Annotated in this window: 23 protein-coding genes; 4 read left to right on the plus strand and 19 right to left on the minus strand. The window is 65.1% G+C overall.

The features are described 5' to 3' along the window. Nucleotides 1-7 precede the first annotated feature (7 nt). From ACM43_RS27825 to ACM43_RS27855, 7 genes are all read right to left on the minus strand, one after another. A complete protein-coding gene (locus ACM43_RS27825) occupies nt 8-271 on the minus strand; it encodes an EscU/YscU/HrcU family type III secretion system export apparatus switch protein (protein ID WP_271544477.1) in 264 nt (87 codons plus the stop codon). Continuing rightward, nucleotides 268-1,869: a flagellar hook-length control protein FliK gene (gene fliK / locus ACM43_RS27830; RefSeq protein WP_271544479.1), complete on the minus strand. Its 1,602-nt coding sequence runs from the start codon at nt 1,867-1,869 to the stop codon at nt 268-270. Before fliK ends, ACM43_RS27825 begins: the two co-directional genes overlap by 4 nt. 64 nt (nt 1,870-1,933) lie before the next feature. Then, on the minus strand, nt 1,934-2,719 hold the full coding sequence (locus tag ACM43_RS27835) for an ATP12 family chaperone protein (protein ID WP_271544481.1): 786 nt from the start codon (nt 2,717-2,719) through the stop codon (nt 1,934-1,936). A 78-nt stretch (nt 2,720-2,797) separates the two neighbouring features. Next, nucleotides 2,798-3,097: a hypothetical protein gene (locus ACM43_RS27840; protein WP_271544483.1), complete on the minus strand. Its 300-nt coding sequence runs from the start codon at nt 3,095-3,097 to the stop codon at nt 2,798-2,800. 40 nt (nt 3,098-3,137) lie between these two features. Next, nucleotides 3,138-4,352: an RluA family pseudouridine synthase gene (locus ACM43_RS27845; RefSeq protein WP_271544485.1), complete on the minus strand. Its 1,215-nt coding sequence runs from the start codon at nt 4,350-4,352 to the stop codon at nt 3,138-3,140. A 52-nt stretch (nt 4,353-4,404) separates the two neighbouring features. Continuing rightward, nucleotides 4,405-5,742 (minus strand): replication-associated recombination protein A, encoded by a 1,338-nt coding sequence (locus ACM43_RS27850; protein WP_271544487.1) that lies wholly within the window; start codon nt 5,740-5,742, stop codon nt 4,405-4,407. Continuing rightward, entirely contained in the window at nt 5,739-7,145 is a 1,407-nt protein-coding gene (locus ACM43_RS27855; RefSeq protein WP_271544488.1) for a DegQ family serine endoprotease, read from the minus strand. Before ACM43_RS27855 ends, ACM43_RS27850 begins: the two co-directional genes overlap by 4 nt. A 313-nt stretch (nt 7,146-7,458) precedes the next feature. On the opposite strand from ACM43_RS27855, the gene ACM43_RS27860 reads away from it, so the two are divergent. Further along, nucleotides 7,459-9,072, plus strand: coding sequence for an OprO/OprP family phosphate-selective porin (locus ACM43_RS27860; RefSeq protein ID WP_271544490.1), 1,614 nt, complete (start codon nt 7,459-7,461; stop codon nt 9,070-9,072). Between the two features lie 175 nt (nt 9,073-9,247). On the opposite strand, the gene ACM43_RS27865 is transcribed toward ACM43_RS27860, so the two are convergent. Then, nucleotides 9,248-9,622 carry a winged helix-turn-helix transcriptional regulator gene (locus tag ACM43_RS27865; RefSeq protein ID WP_057029641.1) on the minus strand — a complete coding sequence of 125 codons (375 nt, stop codon included), beginning with the start codon at nt 9,620-9,622 and terminating at the stop codon, nt 9,248-9,250. Nucleotides 9,623-9,744: 122 nt separating this feature from the next. Between ACM43_RS27865 and ACM43_RS27870 the strand changes: the two genes are divergently transcribed. The 3 genes from ACM43_RS27870 to ACM43_RS27880 all read left to right on the plus strand — a co-directional run bounded on the left by ACM43_RS27870 (nt 9,745) and on the right by ACM43_RS27880 (nt 13,352). Continuing rightward, entirely contained in the window at nt 9,745-10,758 is a 1,014-nt protein-coding gene (locus ACM43_RS27870) for a zinc-binding alcohol dehydrogenase family protein (RefSeq protein WP_271544494.1), read from the plus strand. A gap of 97 nt (nt 10,759-10,855) precedes the next feature. After that, entirely contained in the window at nt 10,856-12,349 is a 1,494-nt protein-coding gene (locus ACM43_RS27875) for an amidase (RefSeq protein WP_271544496.1), read from the plus strand. A 25-nt stretch (nt 12,350-12,374) separates the two neighbouring features. Then, complete coding sequence (locus ACM43_RS27880; RefSeq protein ID WP_271544498.1) at nt 12,375-13,352, plus strand: Bug family tripartite tricarboxylate transporter substrate binding protein; 978 nt, start codon at nt 12,375-12,377, stop codon at nt 13,350-13,352. 8 nt (nt 13,353-13,360) lie between these two features. Here the strand turns inward: ACM43_RS27880 and ACM43_RS27885 are convergent, their stop codons facing one another. From ACM43_RS27885 to rpmD, 11 genes are all read right to left on the minus strand, one after another. Next, nucleotides 13,361-13,657 carry a DUF1330 domain-containing protein gene (locus tag ACM43_RS27885; protein ID WP_271544499.1) on the minus strand — a complete coding sequence of 99 codons (297 nt, stop codon included), beginning with the start codon at nt 13,655-13,657 and terminating at the stop codon, nt 13,361-13,363. 10 nt (nt 13,658-13,667) lie between these two features. Then, nucleotides 13,668-14,456 (minus strand): SDR family NAD(P)-dependent oxidoreductase, encoded by a 789-nt coding sequence (locus tag ACM43_RS27890; protein WP_157280551.1) that lies wholly within the window; start codon nt 14,454-14,456, stop codon nt 13,668-13,670. 188 nt (nt 14,457-14,644) lie between these two features. Beyond that, on the minus strand, nt 14,645-15,061 hold the full coding sequence (gene rplQ / locus ACM43_RS27895) for a 50S ribosomal protein L17 (RefSeq protein WP_126258111.1): 417 nt from the start codon (nt 15,059-15,061) through the stop codon (nt 14,645-14,647). Nucleotides 15,062-15,206: 145 nt separating this feature from the next. Beyond that, on the minus strand, nt 15,207-16,238 hold the full coding sequence (locus ACM43_RS27900; RefSeq protein WP_029674561.1) for a DNA-directed RNA polymerase subunit alpha: 1,032 nt from the start codon (nt 16,236-16,238) through the stop codon (nt 15,207-15,209). Between the two features lie 114 nt (nt 16,239-16,352). Beyond that, the gene (rpsK, locus tag ACM43_RS27905; protein WP_007603045.1) at nt 16,353-16,742 is read right to left on the minus strand and encodes a 30S ribosomal protein S11; all 390 of its coding nucleotides are present in this window, start codon (nt 16,740-16,742) and stop codon (nt 16,353-16,355) included. A 131-nt stretch (nt 16,743-16,873) separates the two neighbouring features. Next, on the minus strand, nt 16,874-17,242 hold the full coding sequence (gene rpsM, locus ACM43_RS27910; protein WP_008549231.1) for a 30S ribosomal protein S13: 369 nt from the start codon (nt 17,240-17,242) through the stop codon (nt 16,874-16,876). 187 nt (nt 17,243-17,429) lie between these two features. Beyond that, on the minus strand, nt 17,430-18,287 hold the full coding sequence (locus ACM43_RS27915) for an adenylate kinase (protein ID WP_271544503.1): 858 nt from the start codon (nt 18,285-18,287) through the stop codon (nt 17,430-17,432). Beyond that, nucleotides 18,284-19,495, minus strand: coding sequence for a preprotein translocase subunit SecY (locus tag ACM43_RS27920; protein ID WP_271544505.1), 1,212 nt, complete (start codon nt 19,493-19,495; stop codon nt 18,284-18,286). Before ACM43_RS27920 ends, ACM43_RS27915 begins: the two co-directional genes overlap by 4 nt. Then, entirely contained in the window at nt 19,492-20,823 is a 1,332-nt protein-coding gene (gene secY, locus ACM43_RS27925) for a preprotein translocase subunit SecY (protein WP_157280554.1), read from the minus strand. Before secY ends, ACM43_RS27920 begins: the two co-directional genes overlap by 4 nt. A gap of 148 nt (nt 20,824-20,971) precedes the next feature. Next, nucleotides 20,972-21,457: a 50S ribosomal protein L15 gene (gene rplO / locus ACM43_RS27930; RefSeq protein ID WP_036011044.1), complete on the minus strand. Its 486-nt coding sequence runs from the start codon at nt 21,455-21,457 to the stop codon at nt 20,972-20,974. A 75-nt stretch (nt 21,458-21,532) separates the two neighbouring features. Further along, the gene (gene rpmD, locus ACM43_RS27935) at nt 21,533-21,727 is read right to left on the minus strand and encodes a 50S ribosomal protein L30 (RefSeq protein ID WP_025036984.1); all 195 of its coding nucleotides are present in this window, start codon (nt 21,725-21,727) and stop codon (nt 21,533-21,535) included.

Below are 21,727 nucleotides of genomic sequence, written 5' to 3' on the forward strand. Positions count from 1 at the left end.
ACAGCGCTCAGTGCCCCCGGCCCGACAGCCGCAGCACGAACACCAGCACCTCGGCGACGGCCTTGTAGAGATCCGGCGGGATCTCGTCGCCGAGTTCGACCTTCGACAGCGCGCCGGCCAGGACCTCGTTCTCCTCGATCGGAATATCGTGGGCCTTGGCGATCTCGACGATCTTTTCGCCGATCGTGCCCTTGCCTTTGGCGACGACGACGGGCGCGCCGGATCCCTTCTCGTAATGCAGCGCGATCGCGAGCTTGGAGGGATCGCTCATGTGGCGCGATCCAGGAAGTGGCCGGCGCGGGCCGGCGCCGGTGGCGGCGGCATGCCGTCGCGGACCACGATATCGCCGGGCTTGAGCTCGGCCTTCGTCAAGGCCTGGCTGAGCTCACCGATGCCGGCGCGGAGCTGCTGCGCCGTGGCCGGCCGCTCCGCCCACATCCGAACGAAGGTCTTGTCGCCGTTCAGCGTGATCAGCGCATGCACGGGTCCGGCCGGCTCGACATCAAGAGAGAAGCGTGCGCGCCAGGCGCGCTTGGCGAAATCGGCCGATTCGTTGCCGCCATCGCGCGAGATCTCGAACTGCGCCATCGCGGTGCCTTGCGGAGTCGCGAACGGAATCTCGAAATTCCACTGCGGCGCGGCCGGATCGATGCGGTGGCCGCTGGCGTCGCTGCGATCGGGAAGCGATGCGATTTGCAGCAAAGTCTGCCGCGCGATCGCCGCATCGGTGTCGTCGAGCAGACGATGCACGGTCGCAGCCAGCGGCGCGTCCGGCGCGAGCGCCGGTGCGGCGATGGACTGAGGCGCCGGCAGCGCACCGCGGATCGGCGGAGGTGTCGGATGTGCGGCCGCCTCGAAGAGATGGGCGTCCGGCACGGACTTGTTGGAGCCCGGCACGTTGCCGGTCAGGCGCGGCAGATTTTCCGTGACCTCCTGCAGCAGGCTCGCGGCAAGACCCGCGGACATGGTGCGCGACGTCAAAGCTTGCGGATTGTTGCCCGCCACATCGGCCAGCAGAGCGGCAGCAAGTGCACCGCGCGACGCTTGCGCCGGCCGGGCCAGTTCCGGCAACGCCGCTTGGGCCGTTTCGCCCGCCAGCGCGGAGGCTGCGGTCTGCGTCGTGGCCGCAGCACTCGCCGGCAGCGCCACACCTTGCGCAGTTGCCTGCGGCGCGCCGGAGGTCGATGCCAGAGTCTGGCGCAACACCAGCAGTGCGGCCTTCAAGTCCGGGATCGCGCCGGAGGACGGCGTTGTGCCTGCGGCCAACGAGGCCTCGAGAAACAGTCCGGACTTCTGGAACGCGGATTCGATATCGCCGCCGTCGAGGGCTGCGTTGAGCGGCGTCTGCTGCGCCAGCACATCGAGCACGGCCTGCTTCAGCCCAGCGGGCAGATTGCTACTCGTCACGACGGAGGCCAGGTTGGCGAACAGCGGCGCCTGGCTGCCCTGCTTGGTCGCGGCCTCGGCGGAGGCCGTTGCAACGGCGACCTGCTCGGACGGAGTGAGGGTGTTCCGTGCCGTGGCCACCGGCGGCGCCAGCGGCGGGCTCTCCACCAGCGAGGCCGCCCGCGGCGTCAGCGTGACCTGATCTCCCGCCGCCTCGCCTGCCCCGCCCATGACCGCGAGGCGAATGGTGCCGTTGCTCTGCGAGACCGCGAGCTGGAGATTCTGCCCCGGCGTCAGCGCCACCTCCGACATCACGTCCATCGAGAGGTTGGCGATCGCGATCCGCACCAGATTGTCGGCGAGCACGCTGACCACCCTGGCATCGACCACACTGCCGGCCTGAAGCACGAGATCCCGCGTCGCCGCATCAGCCGGGCGGCTGGCAGCGTTGACGGGAGCAATGGAGGTGACCGGCGTCGGCATCTCGGCAGCCTTAGGGAATGCCGGCCACCGTAACCGCTGCGTCGTAAACCTCTCGTTAAGGACCTCAGATGGCCGGCTGCTTCACCGCCGCCAGAACCGTCACGGCGGCCTGGAAATCCTTCAAGCGGGCGGCGCGGCGGGCGGCCGCCTCCTCGTCCACGCCCCATTGCTCCACGTTCCAGTCCTCGTCGACATGGGCGGCGGCCCAGACCTGGTCGGCATCGCGCACGCCCTGGTCCAGCGCCAGCGCGAGCAGCGCCGAGCCGGTCAGGGTGGTCACCATGTGGAGCGCGGCGACCGACCAGGGGTCGCCGGGCAGCGCGGCCCGTGCGGCCTTCACCGCCTCGTCCGGCTGCTTCACGTGCATGACGCCTTCGGACAGGATGAAATGCGCACCCAACGTCTGCGCCGCCCAGAACAGCACGGGATCCCAATGCGCGGCCTCGCGGGCGACCAGTCCCTCGGGATGGCCGGCACGATAGAACAGCAGGTCAGATTCGAAATATTTGGCGAGGTCGTCGCTGACGAGCTCGACGCGATCGACGACGCCCTCGACCACACTGTTGGCGATGCGCGTCAATGGCATGGTCACCGGATCGATCGTGTCACCTTGGGCGGCCCATTCCGCTGCGACGCAATCTGCGAGCGCGCGCGTCGGGATCACCACCTGGCGGCCGGAGGGCGTGCGGATCGGCTTGCCGTCGAGAGTGATGGCGAAGCCGCCCTCGGCATCGGCGATGCCGGCTTCCTTGTAGAAGCGCTTGCGCAGCGGCGTGCGCGCGGACACGCGCGCCGATTCCCGGGGATCAGGCGGGGGCTGACTTGCTGCTTCTTCGAACAATTCGCGCATGTCGGATTTTGGTTCCTGTCGTCAGTCGAATTACCAGTGTCGTCACGGCCTCGCCAGTAGGACCAGGAGTGCTGCTAGCTAGTTCGCACACATGCGCGCGTACGTGCCGCGATCGGCCGGGCCCAGTCCTGCGGCTGCGCCGTCGTGGAGACATTTCGTGACCCGATCGCTGAACGAATTGCGCGGGAGCGGCTGGTAGTTGTAGCGCGGCGGCGCGTCGAATTGCGGAACCTTGGGCACCGCGATCTTGGGCGGCGGTGGTGGCGCAGGCAGCGGTGGAGCAAGCCGCGAAGCGCCCGGCGACACATACTGGGCGTGGGCAGGCTGGCCTACGAACAGCGCGGCCAACAGCGCAAAGCAGATCGACACTCGTCTCATGGGGGAGATGTCGTACGCCTGCCACCCCTATTCAACCTCACTATTCTTCCGGCGCGTTCTCGATCGGATCAAATCTGGTTGCGTCCAGCCCGAGCAGGTTCCACGACTGCTGCATGTGCGGGGGCAACGGCGCGGTGGCGTCGATCACGCCGCCGCGCGGATGCGGAATGACGATGCGGCGTGCGAGCAGATGCAGCCGGTTCTGCAGGCCGCCCGGCAGCTGCCAGTTCTCGATGTTGAAATATTTGGGATCGCCGACGATGGGATGGCCGATATGGGCCATGTGGGCGCGCAGCTGGTGGGTGCGGCCCGTCACCGGCTTCAGCGACACCCAGGTCAGCTTGTTGCCGGCGGTCTCGACCACGGCGTAGTACGTCACCGCGTGACTGGCGCCCTCATCGCCATGCTGGGCGATGCGCATGATGGTGTCGTCCTCGCCCTCCTCCTTCGCAAGGAAGGTCGAGATGCGGCCCTGCTTCGGCTTCGGCAGGCCCGGCACCAGGGCCCAATAGACCTTTCGCGCCGAGCGCGAGCGGAACGCGCCGGTCAGGTGTGAGGCAGCGAAGCGCGTCTTGGCGATCAGCAGACACCCCGAGGTCTCGCGATCGATGCGGTGCACGAGGCGCGGCTTCTGGCCCTTGGCATCGCGCATCACCTCAAGCATCTGGTCGATGTGCCGCGTCATGCCCGAGCCGCCCTGCACGGCAAGGCCGGCAGGCTTGTTCAGGACGAGAACGTCGTCGTCCTCCCAGATCGTCATCTCCTTCAGCGCCTTCAGCGTCTTCTGCGCGGCCTCCGAGAGCTCGCCGGCGACCTTCGGCGAATCGAGCTTGAGCGGCGGAATGCGGACGCTCTGTCCCTCCTCCAGCCGGTCTTTGCTGTCGACGCGCTTGCCGTCGACGCGCAGCTCGCCTTTGCGCACGACACGCTGGATGTGGGAGAACGACAGGCCGGGAAAGCGCGCTTCCAGGAAACGGTCAACGCGCATGTTGTTCTCGTCCGCCGTGACCGTGACGGTCTGCACCTTGGTCGGCAGCAGCGCCTCGACGGACTTTTCAGGCGCAGGCCTCTCCTGGACCGCTTTGGGCGGACGCCGCTCGGCGCGCTCGCCGACAAAGCGCTGCGGCTTCCCGCCGGGCTTGCCGCCCGGACGCGGCCCGGCCCTCTTCGCGCTACGCGCCTGATGCGCCTGCGAGTCGTCGCGTTCGTCACGCGACCGCGGCTTTGGGTTCATTCTCTTGATGCGGCGGCTCATGGTTGCCTGCGTACCCTAAAAGCGGCCTTCCGTCACGACGAAATGGCCGCTTCTAGCGCGAGTCGCCCCGCTCCTTGCGCAGCTTGGCCCAGTAATCCAGCCGCTTCCTGATCTCGCGCTCAAAACCGCGCTCGGGCGGGTCGTAGAAGGTCTGACGTCCCAAGGCCTCCGGGAAGTAGTCCTGGCCGGAGAAGGCGTCCGGCGCATCATGGTCGTATTCGTAGCCGGAGCCGTAGCCTTCGGACTTCATCAGCTTGGTCGGGGAATTGAGGATGTGCTTTGGCGGCAGCAGCGAGCCGGCCTGCTTAGCGACCTGCATCGCGGTGCCGAAGGCAGTGTAGACCGCGTTCGATTTCGGCGCGGTGGCGAGATAGACCACGGCCTGGGCGATGGCGAGCTCGCCCTCGGGATGGCCGAGGAAGTCGAAGGCGTCCTTGGCGGCATTGGCGATGACGAGCGCCTGCGGATCGGCCAGCCCGATGTCCTCGACCGCCATGCGCACAACGCGGCGGGCCAGGAACAGCGGGTCCTCGCCGGCGTCCAACATGCGCGCGAGGTAATACAGCGCGGCATCGGGATCGGAGCCGCGCACCGATTTATGCAGCGCCGAGATCAAATTGTAGTGGCCGTCGGCCGACTTATCGTAGATCGGCGCGCGGCGCTGCAGGATCTCCTGCAGCTGCGCTGCGTTGAAGATCTCGTCCGCCCGCGCCGAACGCCAGACCTCTTCAGCAAGCGTCAGCGAGGCCCTTCCGTCGCCATCGGCCATGCGCACCAGCACGGCGCGCGCCTCCGCATCGAGGGGAAGCTTCCTACCCTCGACCGCCTCGGCATGCGCGAACAGCTTCTCGATTGCGGCAGCATCGAGCGAGCGAAACACCAGCACGCGCGCGCGAGAGAGCAACGCCGCATTGAGCTCGAAGGACGGGTTCTCGGTGGTGGCGCCGACCATGACGACCGTGCCATCTTCCATCACGGGCAGAAAAGAGTCCTGCTGGGCGCGGTTGAATCTGTGCACCTCATCGACGAACAGCAGCGTGCCCTTGCCCATCTCGCGGCGGGCGCGCGCGGCATCGAACGCTTTCTTCAGGTCGGCGACGCCGGAGAACACCGCGGAGATCTGCTCGAAATGCAGATCGGTCGCGTCAGCCAGGAGCCGTGCCACCGTGGTCTTGCCGGTGCCGGGCGGGCCCCAGAACACCAGCGAGCCGAGCGTGCGCGTCTCCAGCATGCGCGTCAGCGCACCGTCCGGGCCGAGGATGTGGTCCTGGCCGACGACCTCTGACAGCGCGCGCGGGCGCAGCCGGTCCGGCAGCGGATGCGGAGCATCGTGATCGAGCCCCGCCGCGGCAAAGAGAGTCGGTGTCTCCGTTGGTCGCTTCGGACTCATCCGCCCAGCGTGACGTTGATCTGCTGGCCGCCGCGCACCAGCGTAATGCGCCAGATCCGTGCCCGTTCACCTGCGGCCTTCTCGAGGTCACCGGTCTTGCTGATCTTCTGGTTGTTGACGGCCAGGATGATGTCGCCCTTCTGGAAGCCGACACTCGCAGCCGCGGTATCGCCGCCGATATCGGTGATCACGACGCCTTCGGTGTCGGCATCCAGACGCAGCTCATCGGCGACGGCCGGCGTGATGGTCGAAACCTTCGCGCCCTGGAACGGCGAGCGCGCGGTGACGACGAGCTCGTTGCGCCCGGTGTCGGGCGCGGTCTCCAGCGCTACCGTGAGCTTCACCGACTTGCCGCCGCGCTGCACGTCGAGCTGCGCGGTGCCGCCGAGCGGACGGGTTGCGAAGCGATAGTCGAACGCGTTGGGATCATCCACGATCTGGCCGTCGATCCCGGTGATGAGGTCGGAGGATTTCAGGCCGGCTTTCGCCGCCGGACCGTTCGACACCACGCTCGCGACCAGCGCACCGGTCGGCGAGCGCAAGCCGAGGCTCTCGGCGATGTCGGGCGTCACCGCCTGCAATTTCGCACCGAGCCAGGGCCGCTTCACAGCCTTGCCGCCGCTCTTGGCGGAGGCGACGACGACGCGCACCATGTTGGCGGGAATCGCAAAGCCGATGCCTTGCGAGCCGCCGGAGCGCGAATAGATCGCGGTGTTGATGCCGGCGAGCTTGCCGCCCATGTCGACCAGCGCGCCGCCGGAATTGCCGGGATTGATCGCCGCATCGGTCTGAATGAAGAACTGATAGTCGGTGATGCCGACTTGCGTGCGCGCCAGCGCTGAAATGATACCCTGGGTCACGGTCTGGCCGACGCCGAACGGATTGCCGATCGCGAGCACGACGTCGCCGACCAAGAGCTCATCGGAATTGGTGAAGTCCAGCGTCGGGAACTTCTCCTTGCTGTCCTTCAGGCGCAGCACGGCAAGATCGGTCCGGGAATCCTTGAGCAGGATCTCGGCCTCGAACTCGCGCTTGTCCGACAGCGACACCTTCACCTGGTCGGCGCCCTCGATGACGTGGACGTTGGTGACGACGAGGCCGGAGGCATCGACGATGACGCCGGAGCCGAGCGAGCGCTGCATCTGCTCGGGCTGCTGGCCCGGCACACCGAAGAAGCGGCGGAAGATCGGATCGTCCAGTAGCGGATTGCGGTTCTGCACCACCTTTGCGGCATAGACGTTGACGACCGCCGGCTGCACCCGCTGCACGATCGGCGCATAGGACATCCGCAGCTCGGCCGGCGACGACGGGACCCGACGGTCCTGCGCAGCAGTCGGATTGAGGGTGGCCGAAAAGGCTACGCACAGCGCCGTGAGGGCCGCAGTCCAGGTCGCTCGAAACATTCCTACCTCTTGGAAATGACGCCGGAATATAGGCGCGTTCGCCTCCCAATAGAAGAGCGCCGGAGGGCAATATTCGGCCGCCTCGAAGCCGTGTCCGGGATGCAAGGGTGCCGTGCGAATCGGCAATTTGCCCAGCGGCGGATTGGCATGATGTGCGTCATCTTGCATGGTGGTGTGAGGCGGATTCGGTTGCGGCGAATTTGCATCAGTAGGAACCGACGCAACCGCTCGCAGCGTCGCGGGGCAGTCATCGATCACACCTAGGCTCTCCGTTCGCGACTTGGGGAAAACAGTCAAACGATGGAGGCGTAACGTGAGCAAAAAAAGAACTGCGGCCGCAGCGATTGGTCTCGCCGGCGCGCTGGCGGCCTCGCAGGCCCAGGCCCAGTCGGCAAGCAGCAGCGAGCAGGAGATCGCGCTGTTGAAGCAGCAGTTGAAGATGCTCGAACAGAAGCTCGACAAGCTGCAGAGCCAGACCGCGGCGAACACGGCCGCCGCGGCAAAGGCGAAAGCCGAAACCAAGGCAGAGGCCAAGGCCGAGGCGCGCGCGGAGGCAAAGGCCGCGGTGGCCAATGCCAACGCGGCAATCCCCGTCAAGGGGCCCGCGCCGGCATCCGGCGTCGTCGTGACGATGCCGAACAACCGGCCGACGATCTGCACCGCCGACCAGGCCAACTGCGTCGCCATCACCAGCCGCCTGCATTGGGATGTCGGCGGCTACGACTATCGTCCCAACACCGCGGCGACGGTGCCGCAGAAGCTTGACAGCGGCCAGAACGTCCGCCGCGCGCGCATCGGTGTCACCGGCAAGTTCTTCCACGATTGGAACTTCGCCCTCGTCTACGATTTCGGCGGCTCGTCCGACGGATTTGGCGGCGCCGCGCCGGGATCGCTGCCCGGCGGCGGCGTCTCCGGCGTCGAAAACGCCTATATCAGCTATACCGGCCTGAAACCGTTCGGCGGCAAGATGGCGATCGAGGCCGGCATCATGGATCTGCCATACACGCTCGACGAAGCGACGAGCTCGAACGACATCATGTTCATGGAGCGCGCCTCGCCCGGCGTGATCGCGACCAACATCGCTGCCGGTGACTTCCGTTCCGCGGCCGGTGCGCGCTGGTTCAACGACCAGCTCTGGATCGGCGGCTATATCACGGGACCGACGACCGGTGCGATCCATTCCGCCTCGAGCGCGGCGCCGCCCGGCACCAGCGAGCAATATGGTGCCGTGGCGCGCGTCGCCGGCAATCCGATCAGCACCAAGGACTACTCGGTGCATATCGGCGCCAATGCGCAATGGCTGATCCAGCCGCCGCGCAATCTGATCGCCAACACCCAGACGGTCACGCTCAGCGATCGTCCGGAATTGCGGCTCGACCCGACCACGCTGATCTCGACCGGCGCTATCGCCAATGCCTCGGGCGCGCAGGTCTACAGCGTCGAGGCGGCGGCGACCTACGGTCCGTTCATCGTCCAGGGCGAGTATTTCTGGTACAATGTCGATCGCACCGCCAACACAGCCGTGCCGCTGACGGGTGCACCGAGCCTGAAATTCCAAGGCGGCTACGCGCAGGCCGGCTATGTGCTGACCGGCGAAGGCCGGTCCTACAATGCGGCGAACGCGGCCTATAGCGGCGTCAAGCCGGCGCATCCGTTCTCGCTCGACGGCGGCGGCTGGGGCGCGTGGGAGATCGCAGGACGGTTCTCGACGATCGACCTCAACGATCAGCTCGCGACGGCGAGCGGCGTCGCAGGCGGCCGGCAGACCGTCTATACGCTCGCGCTCAACTGGTACGTCAACGGCAACGTGCGCTTCATGCTCGACTATCTGCACGGCACGGTATCGCGACAGGCCTCGCCGATCTCGACCGCCGACGTCGGCTCGAAGTTCGACGCGGTCGCGATGCGCACGCAGTTCGCGTTCTAGGCCACACTCGTCGTCCCGGGGCGCGCGAAAGCGCGAGCCCGGGACCCATAACCACAGGCGGACGTGGCTGCGATGACTCGGAGTTGCTAGCGCGCACCACAACCTCTCCCTGGGGTTATGGATCCCCGCCTTCGCGAGGATGACACTGAAAATGCTGCGCCGGGCAGGCTACAATCTACGCCGCGCGCTTCTTCTTCACGACCACGGGCGGCGGCGCGCAGGACAACCGCTCCTGGTGGCTCTCGCCCCAGGCCTTCAGGATGTCGATCACGGGCCTCAGGCTCTCGCCCAGCTCGGACAGGCAATACTCCACGCGCGGCGGCACCTCGGCATAGACCTTGCGGATGACGAGCTTGTCTTCCTCCAGCGCGCGCAGCTGCTTCGTCAGCATGCGCTGGGTGATGCCGGGCATCCGGCGGCGCAATTCGCCGAAGCGCTGGGTGCCGCTCTGCAGGTGGTAGAGGATCACGCCCTTCCACTTGCCGTCGATCAGGTCCAGCGTCGCCTCGACCGAGCAGCCTGGACGGCGGGCGAAATTACGGCGTTTCATGCGGCTTTTCCCAATAGTATCCAAACAGGGACTATATCCCCGAATTTACAGTACTTGCCAAATCGGAGCCAGAGCGACAGTTAGGGCAGCGGGCGAACAAAGCCATTTGATGGAGACACGCCATGAAAGCCGTCGGCTACAAGAAATCGCTTCCGATCGAGGACGCGGAATCACTGTTCGATTTCGAGACCGCTAAACCCGACCCCAAAGGGCGCGACATCCGCGTCGCCGTGAAGGCGATCTCGGCCAATCCGGTCGACTACAAAGTGCGCAGGCGCGCCGCCCCTCCCGAGGGCGAGACGAAAATCCTCGGCTACGACGCGGCCGGCGTGGTCGATGCCGTCGGTCCCGACGTGACGCTGTTCAAGCCGGGCGACGAGGTGTTCTACGCCGGCTCGATCCTGCGTCAGGGCACCAACGCCGAATTCCACCTGGTCGACGAGCGCATCGTCGGCAACAAGCCGAAGAGCCTGTCGTTCGCGCAAGCCGCCGCTCTTCCCCTCACCTCCATCACCGCCTGGGAGCTGCTGTTCGACCGGCTCGGCGCAGTGCCGGGCAAGAGCGTCGATCCGCGTACCCTCTTGATCACGGGCGGCGCCGGCGGCGTCGGCTCGATCCTGATCCAGCTCGCCCGCCGCCTCACCGGCCTCACGGTGCTCGCCACCGCGACACGGCCGGAGTCGCAGAAATGGTGCCTCGATCTCGGCGCGCATGCGGTGATCGACCATGGCAAGCCGATGAAGGAGCAGATCGAGAAACTGAAGCTGCCGCCGGTCGCACTCGTGGCCAGCCTCAACTTTACCGACCAGCACTACAAGGCGATTGCGGAATTCATGGCACCGCAGGGCAAGTTCGGCCTGATCGACGATCCTCCGGAGTTCACGATCGCCGCGTTCAAGGGCAAGGCGATCTCGGTGCATTGGGAATCGATGTTCACGCGCTCCTCGTTCCAGACCCCTGACATGATCGCGCAGCATCATCTGCTCAATGATGTGGCAGACCTTATCGATAAAGGCGTGTTGCGCACCACACTCGACCAAACTTTCGGCACGATCAACGCCGCCAACCTCAAGCGCGCGCACGCGCTGCTGGAGAGCGGCAAGTCGCGCGGCAAGATCGTGCTGGAGGGGTGGTAGGCTTGGCACTCCGCGTCAATTGAGGCATCATGCATCTGCGGTCCCGGAAAAGAGGGTCGCCCCCCGCCCTCCGGGACCAGCAACAAGCAGATTGATGATGACCGAACCATGCGACCTTTCGGCGGTCGCGGCACGCGCGCTGATCGGCCAACGCAAGCTATCCCCCGTCGAGCTCACGGATAGCTGCATCCGCCGCATCGAAGCGGTCGATCCGGCGGTCAACGCCGTCGTTGCGCGCTCGTTCGAAACCGCGCGCAAGTCGGCGCGCGAGCGCGAGGCCGCCGTGATGCGCGGTGACACCCTCGGCGCCGTGCACGGGTTGCCGCTCGGTGTCAAAGACCTGATCGACGCCGAAGGATTGCCGACCAGCTTCGGCAGCGTGCTGTTCGCGGACAATGTCGCCCCGCAGGACGAGGCCATCGTCGCGATGCTCAAGCGCGAGGGCGCGATCGTCATCGGCAAGACGAACGTGCCGGAATGGGGCGCCGGAGGCAATACGCGCAACGCCGTCTATGGCGCGACCGGCAATCCCTTCGATCCCAATCGATCCGCCGCCGGTTCGTCGGGTGGATCGGCCGTCGCACTCGCCACTGGGATGGTGCCGCTCGCGACCGGATCCGATACCGGCGGCTCGGTACGGAATCCGGCATCCTTTTGCGGCGTGGTCGGATTCCGGCCCTCGCCAGGACTGATCGCCAGCAACAGCCGCAACATGGCCTGGCTGCAGATCTCGCAACTCGGACCGATGGCGAGAACCGTGTCGGACGCTTGCCTCATGCTGTCCTGCATGCTGGATCGTGACGCCCGCGATCCATTATCGGCGATCCTTCATACGGGCGGTGCGCCTACGCCGGTGCTCTATCGCAATCCGCTGCGCGTCGATCTCTCCGCGCTCCGCATTGCTGCGACCACCGATTTCGGCTTTGCGCCGACCGAGGGGGCGGTCGCCCGCGCCTTCGCGCAGAAGCTCACTTCGTTCGAAACTGTATTTCGCGGAGTCGAATGGACCCATCCTGATTGCACCGGCGCCGACGAGGTGTTCAGCATCCTGCGCGCCGTCGCATTCCTCGGCCGCCACCGCGAGCTCGTGGAGAAGTTTCCGGACAAGGTCGGGCCCAACGTTCGCGACAATGTTGCGGAGGGGCTCGGCTATTCCGCTGCCGACGTGGCGCGTGCGCTCTCGATGCAGACCGACCTTTACCGGCGCTGGCAGACCTTCTTCGCGGATCACGATTTCATTCTCGCGCCTGCGGTCACCATCAGCCCACGGCCGTGGTCGGAGCTCTATCCAGCCGAGATCGACGGCCGGCCGACCAAGAACTATTTCCACTGGCTCGCGCTCGCCTATGCCGTCACCAATGTCGGCCATCCCACCGTCGCAATCCCGGCCGGACGGGACGAGGCCGGCCTGCCGTTCGGCGTCCAGGTGATCGGCCCACGCGGCGGCGATCTCTTAACGCTCGCGGTCGCGCGCGAAATCGAAGCGGTGCTTGCCGCCAATCCGGACACCGCCCGCCCCGTTCCCGACATTGCATGGCTTGCCAAGCAGCCGCCAATTGCGGGCAAGCCGGGATTTCTCGCCTTCGATTGAACCTCACCTGCGGAAAAACGACACGATGAAAACAACCTTCCTGGCGCTCGCGCTCGCCGCCATCGGCTCGATCAGCGTCAACTCGCTAGCAACCGCGCAATCGACCTATCCCGAGAAATCCCTGCAATTGATCGTCCCGTTTCCGCCGGGCGGAGCCTCCGACGTGGTGGCCCGCATCATCGGCGGCGAGCTCGAAGCGCGGCTCGGCAAGCCCGTGATCATCATGAACCGTCCCGGCGGCGGCACCACGATCGCCGCCAAGGAGGTCGCGCGCGCGGCGCCCGATGGATACACGCTGTTCTTCAGCTCGAATTCGAGCTTCACTTTGCCGGCCGCCGTGAAGGAGAGCGTTCCTTACGACGCGGCCAAGGATTTTGAACCGCTCGGCCGGGTCGGCAAGATCACCCTGGCGCTGGTCACCTACAAGGACAATCCGGTCAAGGATCTGCCCGCGCTGGTCGCGGCGGCAAAGGCCAATCCGGACAAGCTGTCGCTGGCCTCCTTCGGCGTCGCCACGGTGTCGCATTTCGCCGGCGAGTTGTTCAAGTCGAATGCCGGAATCAAGATGGTCCACCTGCCCTACAAGGGCAGCGCGCCGGCCATGAACGATCTCATCGGCAAGCACATTCAATACCATGTCGACACCGTGATTGCCGTTAAACCGCAAATCGAGGCCGGCGCCGTCAAGGTGATGGCCGTGTTCTCGAGCCAGCGCACACCATTCCTGCCCGACGTACCGACATTGGCAGAGCTCGGCTATCCCGCCATCGACTTCTCGTCATGGGGCGCGGTGGTCGCACCCAAGGGGCTGCCGCCACCGGTTCGCGACAAGCTCACGGCGACGCTGGAGGAGATCATCAACAGCCCCTCGGTTGCCGAGCGCTTCGTCAAGGTCGGTTTCGAGCCCGGCTTCGCACGCTTCGACGACTGGGCCGGTGCGGTGACAAAGGAGACGGCCAAGATGAAGGAGATCGCGCAGAAGGCCGGGATCAAGGACGAGTAGCCGATCGCCTACGGCGTCAATACGCCTTCGACAAGCAGCAGCCTGCGCTCCAGTGCGCTCGCGCGCAGCTTCAGGGCTTCGGCATACTCGGAGGAGGCGTACCACTCCTTCAGCCGCGCCATCGTCGGGAACTCCGCGATGACGATGGCGTTGGGTGGTGGACCGCCCTCCAGCAGCTCGACCTGACCGCCGCGAACGAGATAACGCCCGTCGTACTGCGCGATCGTCTTGGCAGCCAGGGCGCGATAGGCCTCCATCGCGGCTTGGTCGCGCACCTCGACCTCGGAGATCACATAGGCGGCCATGCGCATCTCCTCAGGCGATCGTGTTGACGATGCCGCCTTCCGCGCGCAGCGCTGCGCCGTTTGTGGCGGATGCCTCCTTCGAGGCGACATAGACCACCATGTTGGCGATCTCGTCGACGCTGGCGAAGCGCTGCAGCAGAGAGCTCGGGCGATGCTGCTTGACGAAATTGGCAGCGGCTTCGTCTACGGACTGACCGTTCTGCCTGGCGAGATCCTTGACGAACGTCTCGACGCCTTCCGACATGGTCGGGCCCGGCAGCACGGAATTGACGGTGACACCGGTGCCGGCGGTGAGCTGCGCCAGGCCGCGCGCGACCGAAAGCTGGGCCGTCTTGGTCATGCCATAGTGGATCATCTCGACGGGAATGTTGAGCCCGGATTCCGAGGAGATGAAGACGATGCGGCCCCAATTGCGCGCGAGCATGCCCTTCATGTACGCGCGCGACAGGCGCACGCCGCTCATCACATTCACCTCGAAGAATCGGCTCCAGTCCTCGTCGGGGATGTCGAAGAAATCCTTGGGCTCGAAGATGCCGGCATTGTTGATGAGGATGTCGACCTCGGGCAGCGCCGCAACGAGTGCCTTGCAGCCTGCTGCGGTCGAGACGTCGGCCGCGATGCCGCGGACCTTGGCGCCCGTTCCTTCCAGCCTGCGCACCGCCGCATCGACCTTGTCCTGGCTGCGGCCGTTGATCACGACGCTGGCGCCGGAGTCTGCGAGGCCCTTGGCGATGGCGTGGCCGATGCCGGCCGTCGAGCCGGTGACGAGGGCGGTCTTGCCGGAAAGGTCGATCTTCATGCGTTATCTCCATGGATGTGGATGGAGATATCGGAAGCGGCTCCTTCAGCCGCAATCAGGGCTCACCGACGCGTGAGGAGCGTGAATGCCGGTCACGGCGCGCGAAGAGCGCGCCTTTGCCAACCCGACCGTTCCAACAAAAAAGCGGCGTCGAAGACGCCGCTTTTGAAACTTCACGCCGGTCGGGCTTATGCCGCCTCGGCTTCCTTCTCCTGCACCGGGCCGGAATCCTGGCCCTTGGCGTCGACGTCGCGATCGACGAACTCGATCACGGCCATCGCGGCGTTGTCGCCGTAGCGGAAGCCGGCCTTGATGATGCGGGTGTAGCCGCCCTGGCGGTCCTTGTAGCGGGTCGCGAGCGTATCGAAGAGCTTCCTGACCATATCGACGTCGCGCAGTTCGGAGATGGCCTGACGGCGCAGCGACAGGCCGCCCTTCTTGCCGAGGGTGACGAGCTTCTCGACGATCGGGCGAAGCTCCTTGGCCTTGGGCAGCGTGGTGACGATCTGCTCGTGCTTGATCAGCGCGGCCGCCATGTTGGCGAACATCGCCTTGCGGTGCTCGGCCGTCCGGTTGAGCTTCCGATGAACCTTGCCGTGACGCATGTGTGTAGTCCTTCTTCGATTGTGTCGCGGTGGTTCAGCGACTGGTTTTCAGGTGGGCTTCCTGCGTTCGCCCTAGGCTGCGAGTGGCGAATGGTGAGTAGCGAATAGTCCTTCCCCTATTCGCCACTCCCTACTCGCCATTCGCTCAGTAATGATCCTCGAAGCGCTTGGCGAGCTCGTCGATGTTCTCCGGCGGCCAGCCCGGCACTTCCATGCCGAGGTGCAGACCCATCTGGGCCAGCACTTCCTTGATCTCGTTCAGCGACTTGCGGCCGAAGTTCGGGGTGCGGAGCATTTCCGCCTCGCTCTTCTGCACGAGGTCGCCGATGTAGACGATGTTGTCGTTCTTCAGGCAGTTGGCCGAACGCACCGACAGCTCGAGCTCGTCCACCTTCTTGAGGAAGGCGGGGTTGAAGGCGAGGTCCGGGATGATCTCCTGGGCGACTTCCTTGCGCGGCTCTTCGAAATTGACGAACACGTTGAGCTGATCCTGCAGGATGCGGGCGGCGTAGGCCACCGAGTCATCCGGCGTGATCGCGCCGTTGGTCTCGATCGTCATGGTCAGCTTGTCGTAGTCGAGGATCTGGCCCTCGCGGGTGTTCTCGACCTTGTAGGAGACCTTGCGGACCGGCGAGTACAGGCTGTCGACCGGGATCAGGCCGATCGGCGCGTCCTCGGGACGGTTGCGCTCGGCGGGCACGTAGCCCTTGCCGGTCGAGACCGTGAACTCCATGCGGATCTCGGCGCCCTCATCGAGCGTGCAGATCTGCAGATCGGGGTTGAGCACGACCACATCGCCGACGGTCTGAATGTCGCCGGCGGTGACGACACCCGGGCCCTGCTTCTTCACGACCATGCGCTTGGGGCCTTCGCCCTGCATCTTGATCGAGATGTCCTTGATGTTGAGCACGATGTCGGTGACGTCCTCACGGACGCCAGCGATCGAGGAGAACTCGTGCAGCACGCCGTCGATGTGCACCGACTGCACCGCCGCGCCCTGGAGCGAGGAGAGCAGGATGCGGCGCAGCGCATTGCCGAGGGTCTGGCCGAAGCCACGCTCTAGCGGCTCGGCGACGATGGTCGCGAAACGCGAGGGATCGCTGCCGGGCGTGACCTGGAGCTTGTTCGGCCGAATCAGTTCTTGCCAATTTTTCTGGATCGTCACTGTTTCACCCATACAGGCCAGTCAATTTGACGGTGCAAATACTGGCGTTGGAGAAAGGCCGCAGATCATTCCCGCGGCTTCTTGCAAAGTCGCCGCGGGCGCCGACGCGCCCGCAGCTCGTCAAAATCAAACGCGCCGACGCTTGCGGGGACGGCAACCGTTGTGCGGAATCGTGGTCACGTCGCGGATCGAGGTGACGGTGAAGCCGGCGGCCTGGAGCGCACGGAGCGCCGATTCGCGGCCCGAACCGGGACCGGCGACCTCGACTTCCAGCGTGCGCATACCGTGCTCCTGCGCCTTCTTGGAGACGTCCTCGGCGGCAACCTGCGCGGCATACGGGGTCGACTTGCGCGAGCCCTTGAAGCCCATCGTGCCGGCCGAGGACCAGGCGATCGTATTGCCCTGCGCGTCGGTGATGGTGATGGTCGTGTTGTTGAACGACGAGTTCACATGCGCGACGCCGGAGGCGATGTTCTTGCGCTCACGACGACGAACGCGGGTGGCTTCCTTGCCCATTGAGTCCCTTTCCTGAAGATCTCAAACGCCGCCGTAATGCCAGCGGCTACACCTATGGAAGCGAATAGCGAGTAGCGAGTGGCGAATAGGGAAGCCCCCTACTCGCCACTCGCCACTTCCAATTCGCCAGTTTACTTCTTCTTGCCGGCGATGGCCTTGGCCGGACCCTTGCGCGTGCGCGCATTGGTGTGGGTCCGCTGACCGCGCACCGGCAGACCGCGACGATGACGCAGGCCGCGATAACAGCCGAGGTCCATCAGACGCTTGATGTTGATGCCGACCTCACGACGCAGGTCGCCCTCGACGAGATAGTCGCGGTCGATCACTTCGCGGATCTGGAGCACTTCGGCGTCGCTGAGCTGATTGACGCGACGATCCACGGGGATCTTCACCTTCTCGAGGATCTCACCAGCGATCTTCTGGCCGATGCCATGGATGTACTGGAGCGCGATCAGCACGCGCTTGTTGGTGGGAATGTTCACGCCGGCAATACGGGCCACGGCCTTCTCTCCTGTTGCCGATCCCTCGTCAGGAATCGGGCTTTAAGTGCTTGCTTTCTCGGGCAGGTGTTCACAAACGCGAACACGACGCCCACCCCCGGTCTTCCTGGGGCCCGGCATCGTCTGAAACTATCCGACTTGGATGCGGGGCTTATTAGGGGATTCCGGGGGCTTTCGTCAACCGCTGCTAGCGCTTGGCTCGCTTTTTCGTGACCTTTTTTGCGGCCTTTTTGGCACCCTTTTTGACCGTCTTCTTGGCTGCTTTCTTGACGGTTTTCTTGGTGGCTTTCTTGGCCGCCTTCTTTGGGCCTTTCACCGCCGATTTGGCGGCCTTTTTAGCCGATTTGGCGCCCTTTTTGGCCGTTTTTGCCGGCCTTGCCGCCGCCTTCTTCCCCGCCTTGGCCTTTTTGGCCGGCGCCGCCTTGGCGGCGCTCCTAGCATGCGTCTTGGGCTCGACCGCCCCCAGAGCCAGCAGCTGGCGGTGGATGGCGCGGGTGACCTCGTCGATCGTCATCATGCCGTCGATGGTCGAGAGCTTCCGCCGCTCGGAATAGTAGTGAATCAGCGGTTCCGTCTGGCTGCGATAGCTGGCCAGCCGCTTGGTCAGGACCTCCGGCGTATCGTCGAGCCGGACCTCCTCGCCGCGCTCCCGCATTTGGGCGACGCGGGTCTCGACGCGGCTCAGAAGCGCGCTCTCATTGACCCGGAGCTCGATCACGGCGTCCAGCTTGAGGTGCTTGCGCTTGAGCAGCTCGTCCAGCGCCTCGGCCTGCGGCACGGTGCGGGGGAAACCGTCGAGGATGAAACCGCTCTTGGCGTCCGGTTGCTCGATGCGGTCGGAAATGATTCCCACCACGACGTCATCGGGCACGAGGCCGCCGCTCGCCATGATCTCCTTGGCTTTCAACCCGACCGGGGTGCCGGCCGCAACCGCGGCACGCAGCATCTCGCCAGTCGAGAGCTGGACGATGCCATAGCGCTGCACCAGGAGCTGGGCCTGGGTCCCCTTGCCCGACCCCGGCGGTCCCAGAAGTATAATTCTCATCGGCGTACGCCCCCCGGATTGGTGAGCGACACCTCGCGCACCTGCGTTTTGATATCAAGAACGGTGCAAACCACAACCAGCACTGCACCACCATTGACGACCATACTATAAGGCAGCCCGATCCCGTAAAGCTCGAACACCTCCGGAATCAACTGCAACGCCGTCAGGTAGACGGCTCCGACGACTGTCGTCAATGACACGACGCGATCGAGATAGTCCGCGGTGGCCTCGCCGGGAGCGACACCGGGAATTGCGCCCTCGTGGCGGCTCAGGGATTTGGCGGTGTATTCGGGATCGATCACATAAGCAGTGTAGACGAAGGCGAGCACGAACACGGCGATCGACACGAGGATGAGGTACGCCGGCTGCCCCAGCTGGAGATGCCGGTAGGTTGCGGCAACCAGGGGATGATCGCCTCCCAGGATGAAGCCCGCAAAGGCAAGCGGCAGATAGAATATCCACGGCGCTACGGTGACGGGAATCACGAACCCGGCGCTGTTGAGCTTGATCGGCAGCATTGCATCGCGCACAGGCAGTTGCCGCGTACCGACACTTTGTGCTGCGAACTGGACCCGGATATTTCGCCGCGCACCTTCGACAAGCACGATCACGACGACGATCGCGATCCAGAACACGACATGGCCGAGCACAAGATTGCCCGAGATCGTCCCGCTCCGCACGAGATCCGCGATACCGGCAATGTTTTGCGGAATGGCGACGATGAAGCCGGCACTCAAGATCAGCGCCAAGCCATTGCCAATGCCGTAGCGGGTCATCTGTTCGCTGAGCCACACCAGCACGAAGACGCCGCCGACCATCGAGGCCGTAGCCGTCGTCACGAACCAGCCGTCGGGATTTTTGACGAGGCCCGGGATCGACGTCAGTGCCGAGGCGATGCCGTAGGCCTGGAAGGCCGCAATTCCGAGTGTAAGCCCGAGCGTGGCACGCGCGACCTTACGCCGTCCGCCCTCGCCGGACCGTTCGAGCGAATTCGGGCCGCGCCACACCACGGCCAGCAGCCGGATGAGGATTGCCGCAGTCAGATAGGGAATGAGGCCGAGCGCAAAGATCGAAAGCCGGGAGACGAGATCCAGCGTCGGCGAGACGGCGGGGAGATTCAGTCCCGCAATCGGGATCTGCGTGCCGAGCCTGAAAAGGAGCAGCGCGCCGATCGTGAAAGCGATACGGCGCGCGAGCTCCCTGCTCATCTACGGCGGCCTCGCAGCTTGGACTTGCGGATCAGACCTTCATACTGGTGCGCCAGCAGATAGCCTTGCACCTGCGCCACCGTGTCCATGGTGACGCTGACGACGATCAGCAGCGAGGTGCCGCCGAAATAGAACGGCACCGAGGCGTAGGAGATCAGGATTTCCGGGATCAAGCAGACGATGGCGAGATAAATCGCACCCAGCACGGTGATGCGCGACAGCACGTAGTCGATGTATTCCGCGGTGCGTTCGCCCGGGCGAATGCCGGGAATGAAGCCGCCATGCTTCTTCAGATTGTCCGCGGTCTCGGTCGGATTGAACACGATCGCGGTGTAGAAGAAAGCGAAGAATACGATCAGCGCCAGATACATGATCAAGAACAGCGGACGGCCATGGCCGAGCTGGGTGGTGATCCACTGGAACCATTCCGGCCCGCTGCCCGTGTTGAAGTTCGCAACCGTCGTCGGCAAGAGGAGCAGCGAGGATGCGAAGATCGGCGGGATCACGCCGGACGTGTTGAGCTTGAGCGGCAGATGCGAGGACTGGCCCTCGAACATCTTGTTGCCGACCTGGCGCTTCGGATACTGGATCAAGAGGCGGCGCTGGGCGCGCTCCATGAAGACGATGAAGGCGATCACGACGACGGCCATGATGATGACGACCAGGATCAGGCCGGTCGACATCGCGCCCTGACGGCCAAGCTCGAGCATGCCGGCGAGCGCCGCGGGCAACTCGGCGACGATGCCGGCGAGAATGATCAGCGAGATGCCGTTCCCGATGCCGCGCGAGGTGATCTGCTCGCCGAGCCACATCAGGAACATGGTGCCGCCGGTCAGCGTGATCGCCGTGGACAGGCGGAAGAACATGCCGGGCTCGCTGACGACGTTGCCGGCACCTTCGAGGCCGACGGCGATGCCGTAGGACTGGAATGCGGCCAGGATGACGGTCAGATAGCGCGTGTACTGGTTGAGCGTCTTGCGGCCCGCCTCGCCTTCCTTCTTCAGCGCCTCGAGCTGCGGCGAGACGGTGGTGAGGAGCTGGATGATGATCGAGGCCGAGATGTACGGCATGATGTTCAGCGCGAAGATCGCCATGCGGTGGATGCCGCCGCCGGCGAACATGTTGAACATGCCGAGGATGCCGCCCGCCTGGGAGCGGAACACCTGCTCCCAGATGTTGGGATCGATGCCCGGCAGCGGGATATAGGTCCCGAGCCGATAAACGAGCAGCGCACCCAGGGTGAACCAGATGCGCTTCTTCAGTTCGTCGGCCTTGGCAAACGCGCCGAAATTGAGATTGGCTGCCAGTTGTTCCGCTGCAGAGACCATCTTGGACTTTCTCCCGCCGCCCGTTGCGCCGTCATGCCCGCGGCCGGGCTAGTTTAGCGGACGCCGGACATTATCTGGGGCTCGGCTTCGATAAGTCCACGTCCCGCATGCGTAAAGGCCCGCGCGCCGCGGGCCAATGACGCAGTTGTTACGCCGCCTCGCCTTCTTCCTTGGGCTGGGCGAGGATCTTCACCGAGCCGCCGGCCTTCTCGACCGCAGCGATCGCGGTCTTGCTGGCGCCGTGCACTTCGATGTTGAGCTTGGACTTGAGCTCGCCTCGGCCGAGCAGCCGCAGGCCGCCCTTGGCGCGGCGCAGCACGCCGCCCTTCACCAGGGCCTCGACGTTGACGACGCTGCCGGCGTCGATCTTCTTGGCGTCGACCGCTTCCTGGAGCCGGTCGAGATTGATCTCGGCGAACTCGACGCGGAAGATGTTGTTGAAGCCGCGCTTGGGCAGACGGCGATGCATCGGCATCTGGCCGCCTTCGAAACCCTTGATGCGCACGCCCGAGCGCGCGGTCTGGCCCTTGCCGCCGCGGCCGGACTGCTTGCCCTTGCCGGAACCGATGCCGCGGCCGACGCGCATACGCTTCTTGCGCGAGCCGGCGTTGTCGGCGATATCGCTGAGCTTCATCGCCCTTCTCCTTGTGTCTTGCGCACGATCTTCACCGAAAACCGCTTCCCGCTCTCCGGGACCGTGCGCCTTTGCTTACTTCTCGTCGATGATGCGGACGAGATGGTGAACCTTCTCGATCATGCCGCGGACCGCCGGGGTATCCGGCAGTTCGCTGGTGCGGCCGATCTTGTTGAGCTTGAGCCCGATCAGGGTCGAACGCTGTGAGTGATGGCGGCGGATCGCGCTGCCGGTCTGCTCGACCTTGATCGTCTTTGCGGCCTTGGCCAT

Origin of the sequence: Bradyrhizobium sp. CCBAU 45321 (genome assembly GCF_028128975.1) — a bacterium.
In the GTDB taxonomy this organism is placed as follows: domain Bacteria; phylum Pseudomonadota; class Alphaproteobacteria; order Rhizobiales; family Xanthobacteraceae; genus Bradyrhizobium; species Bradyrhizobium yuanmingense.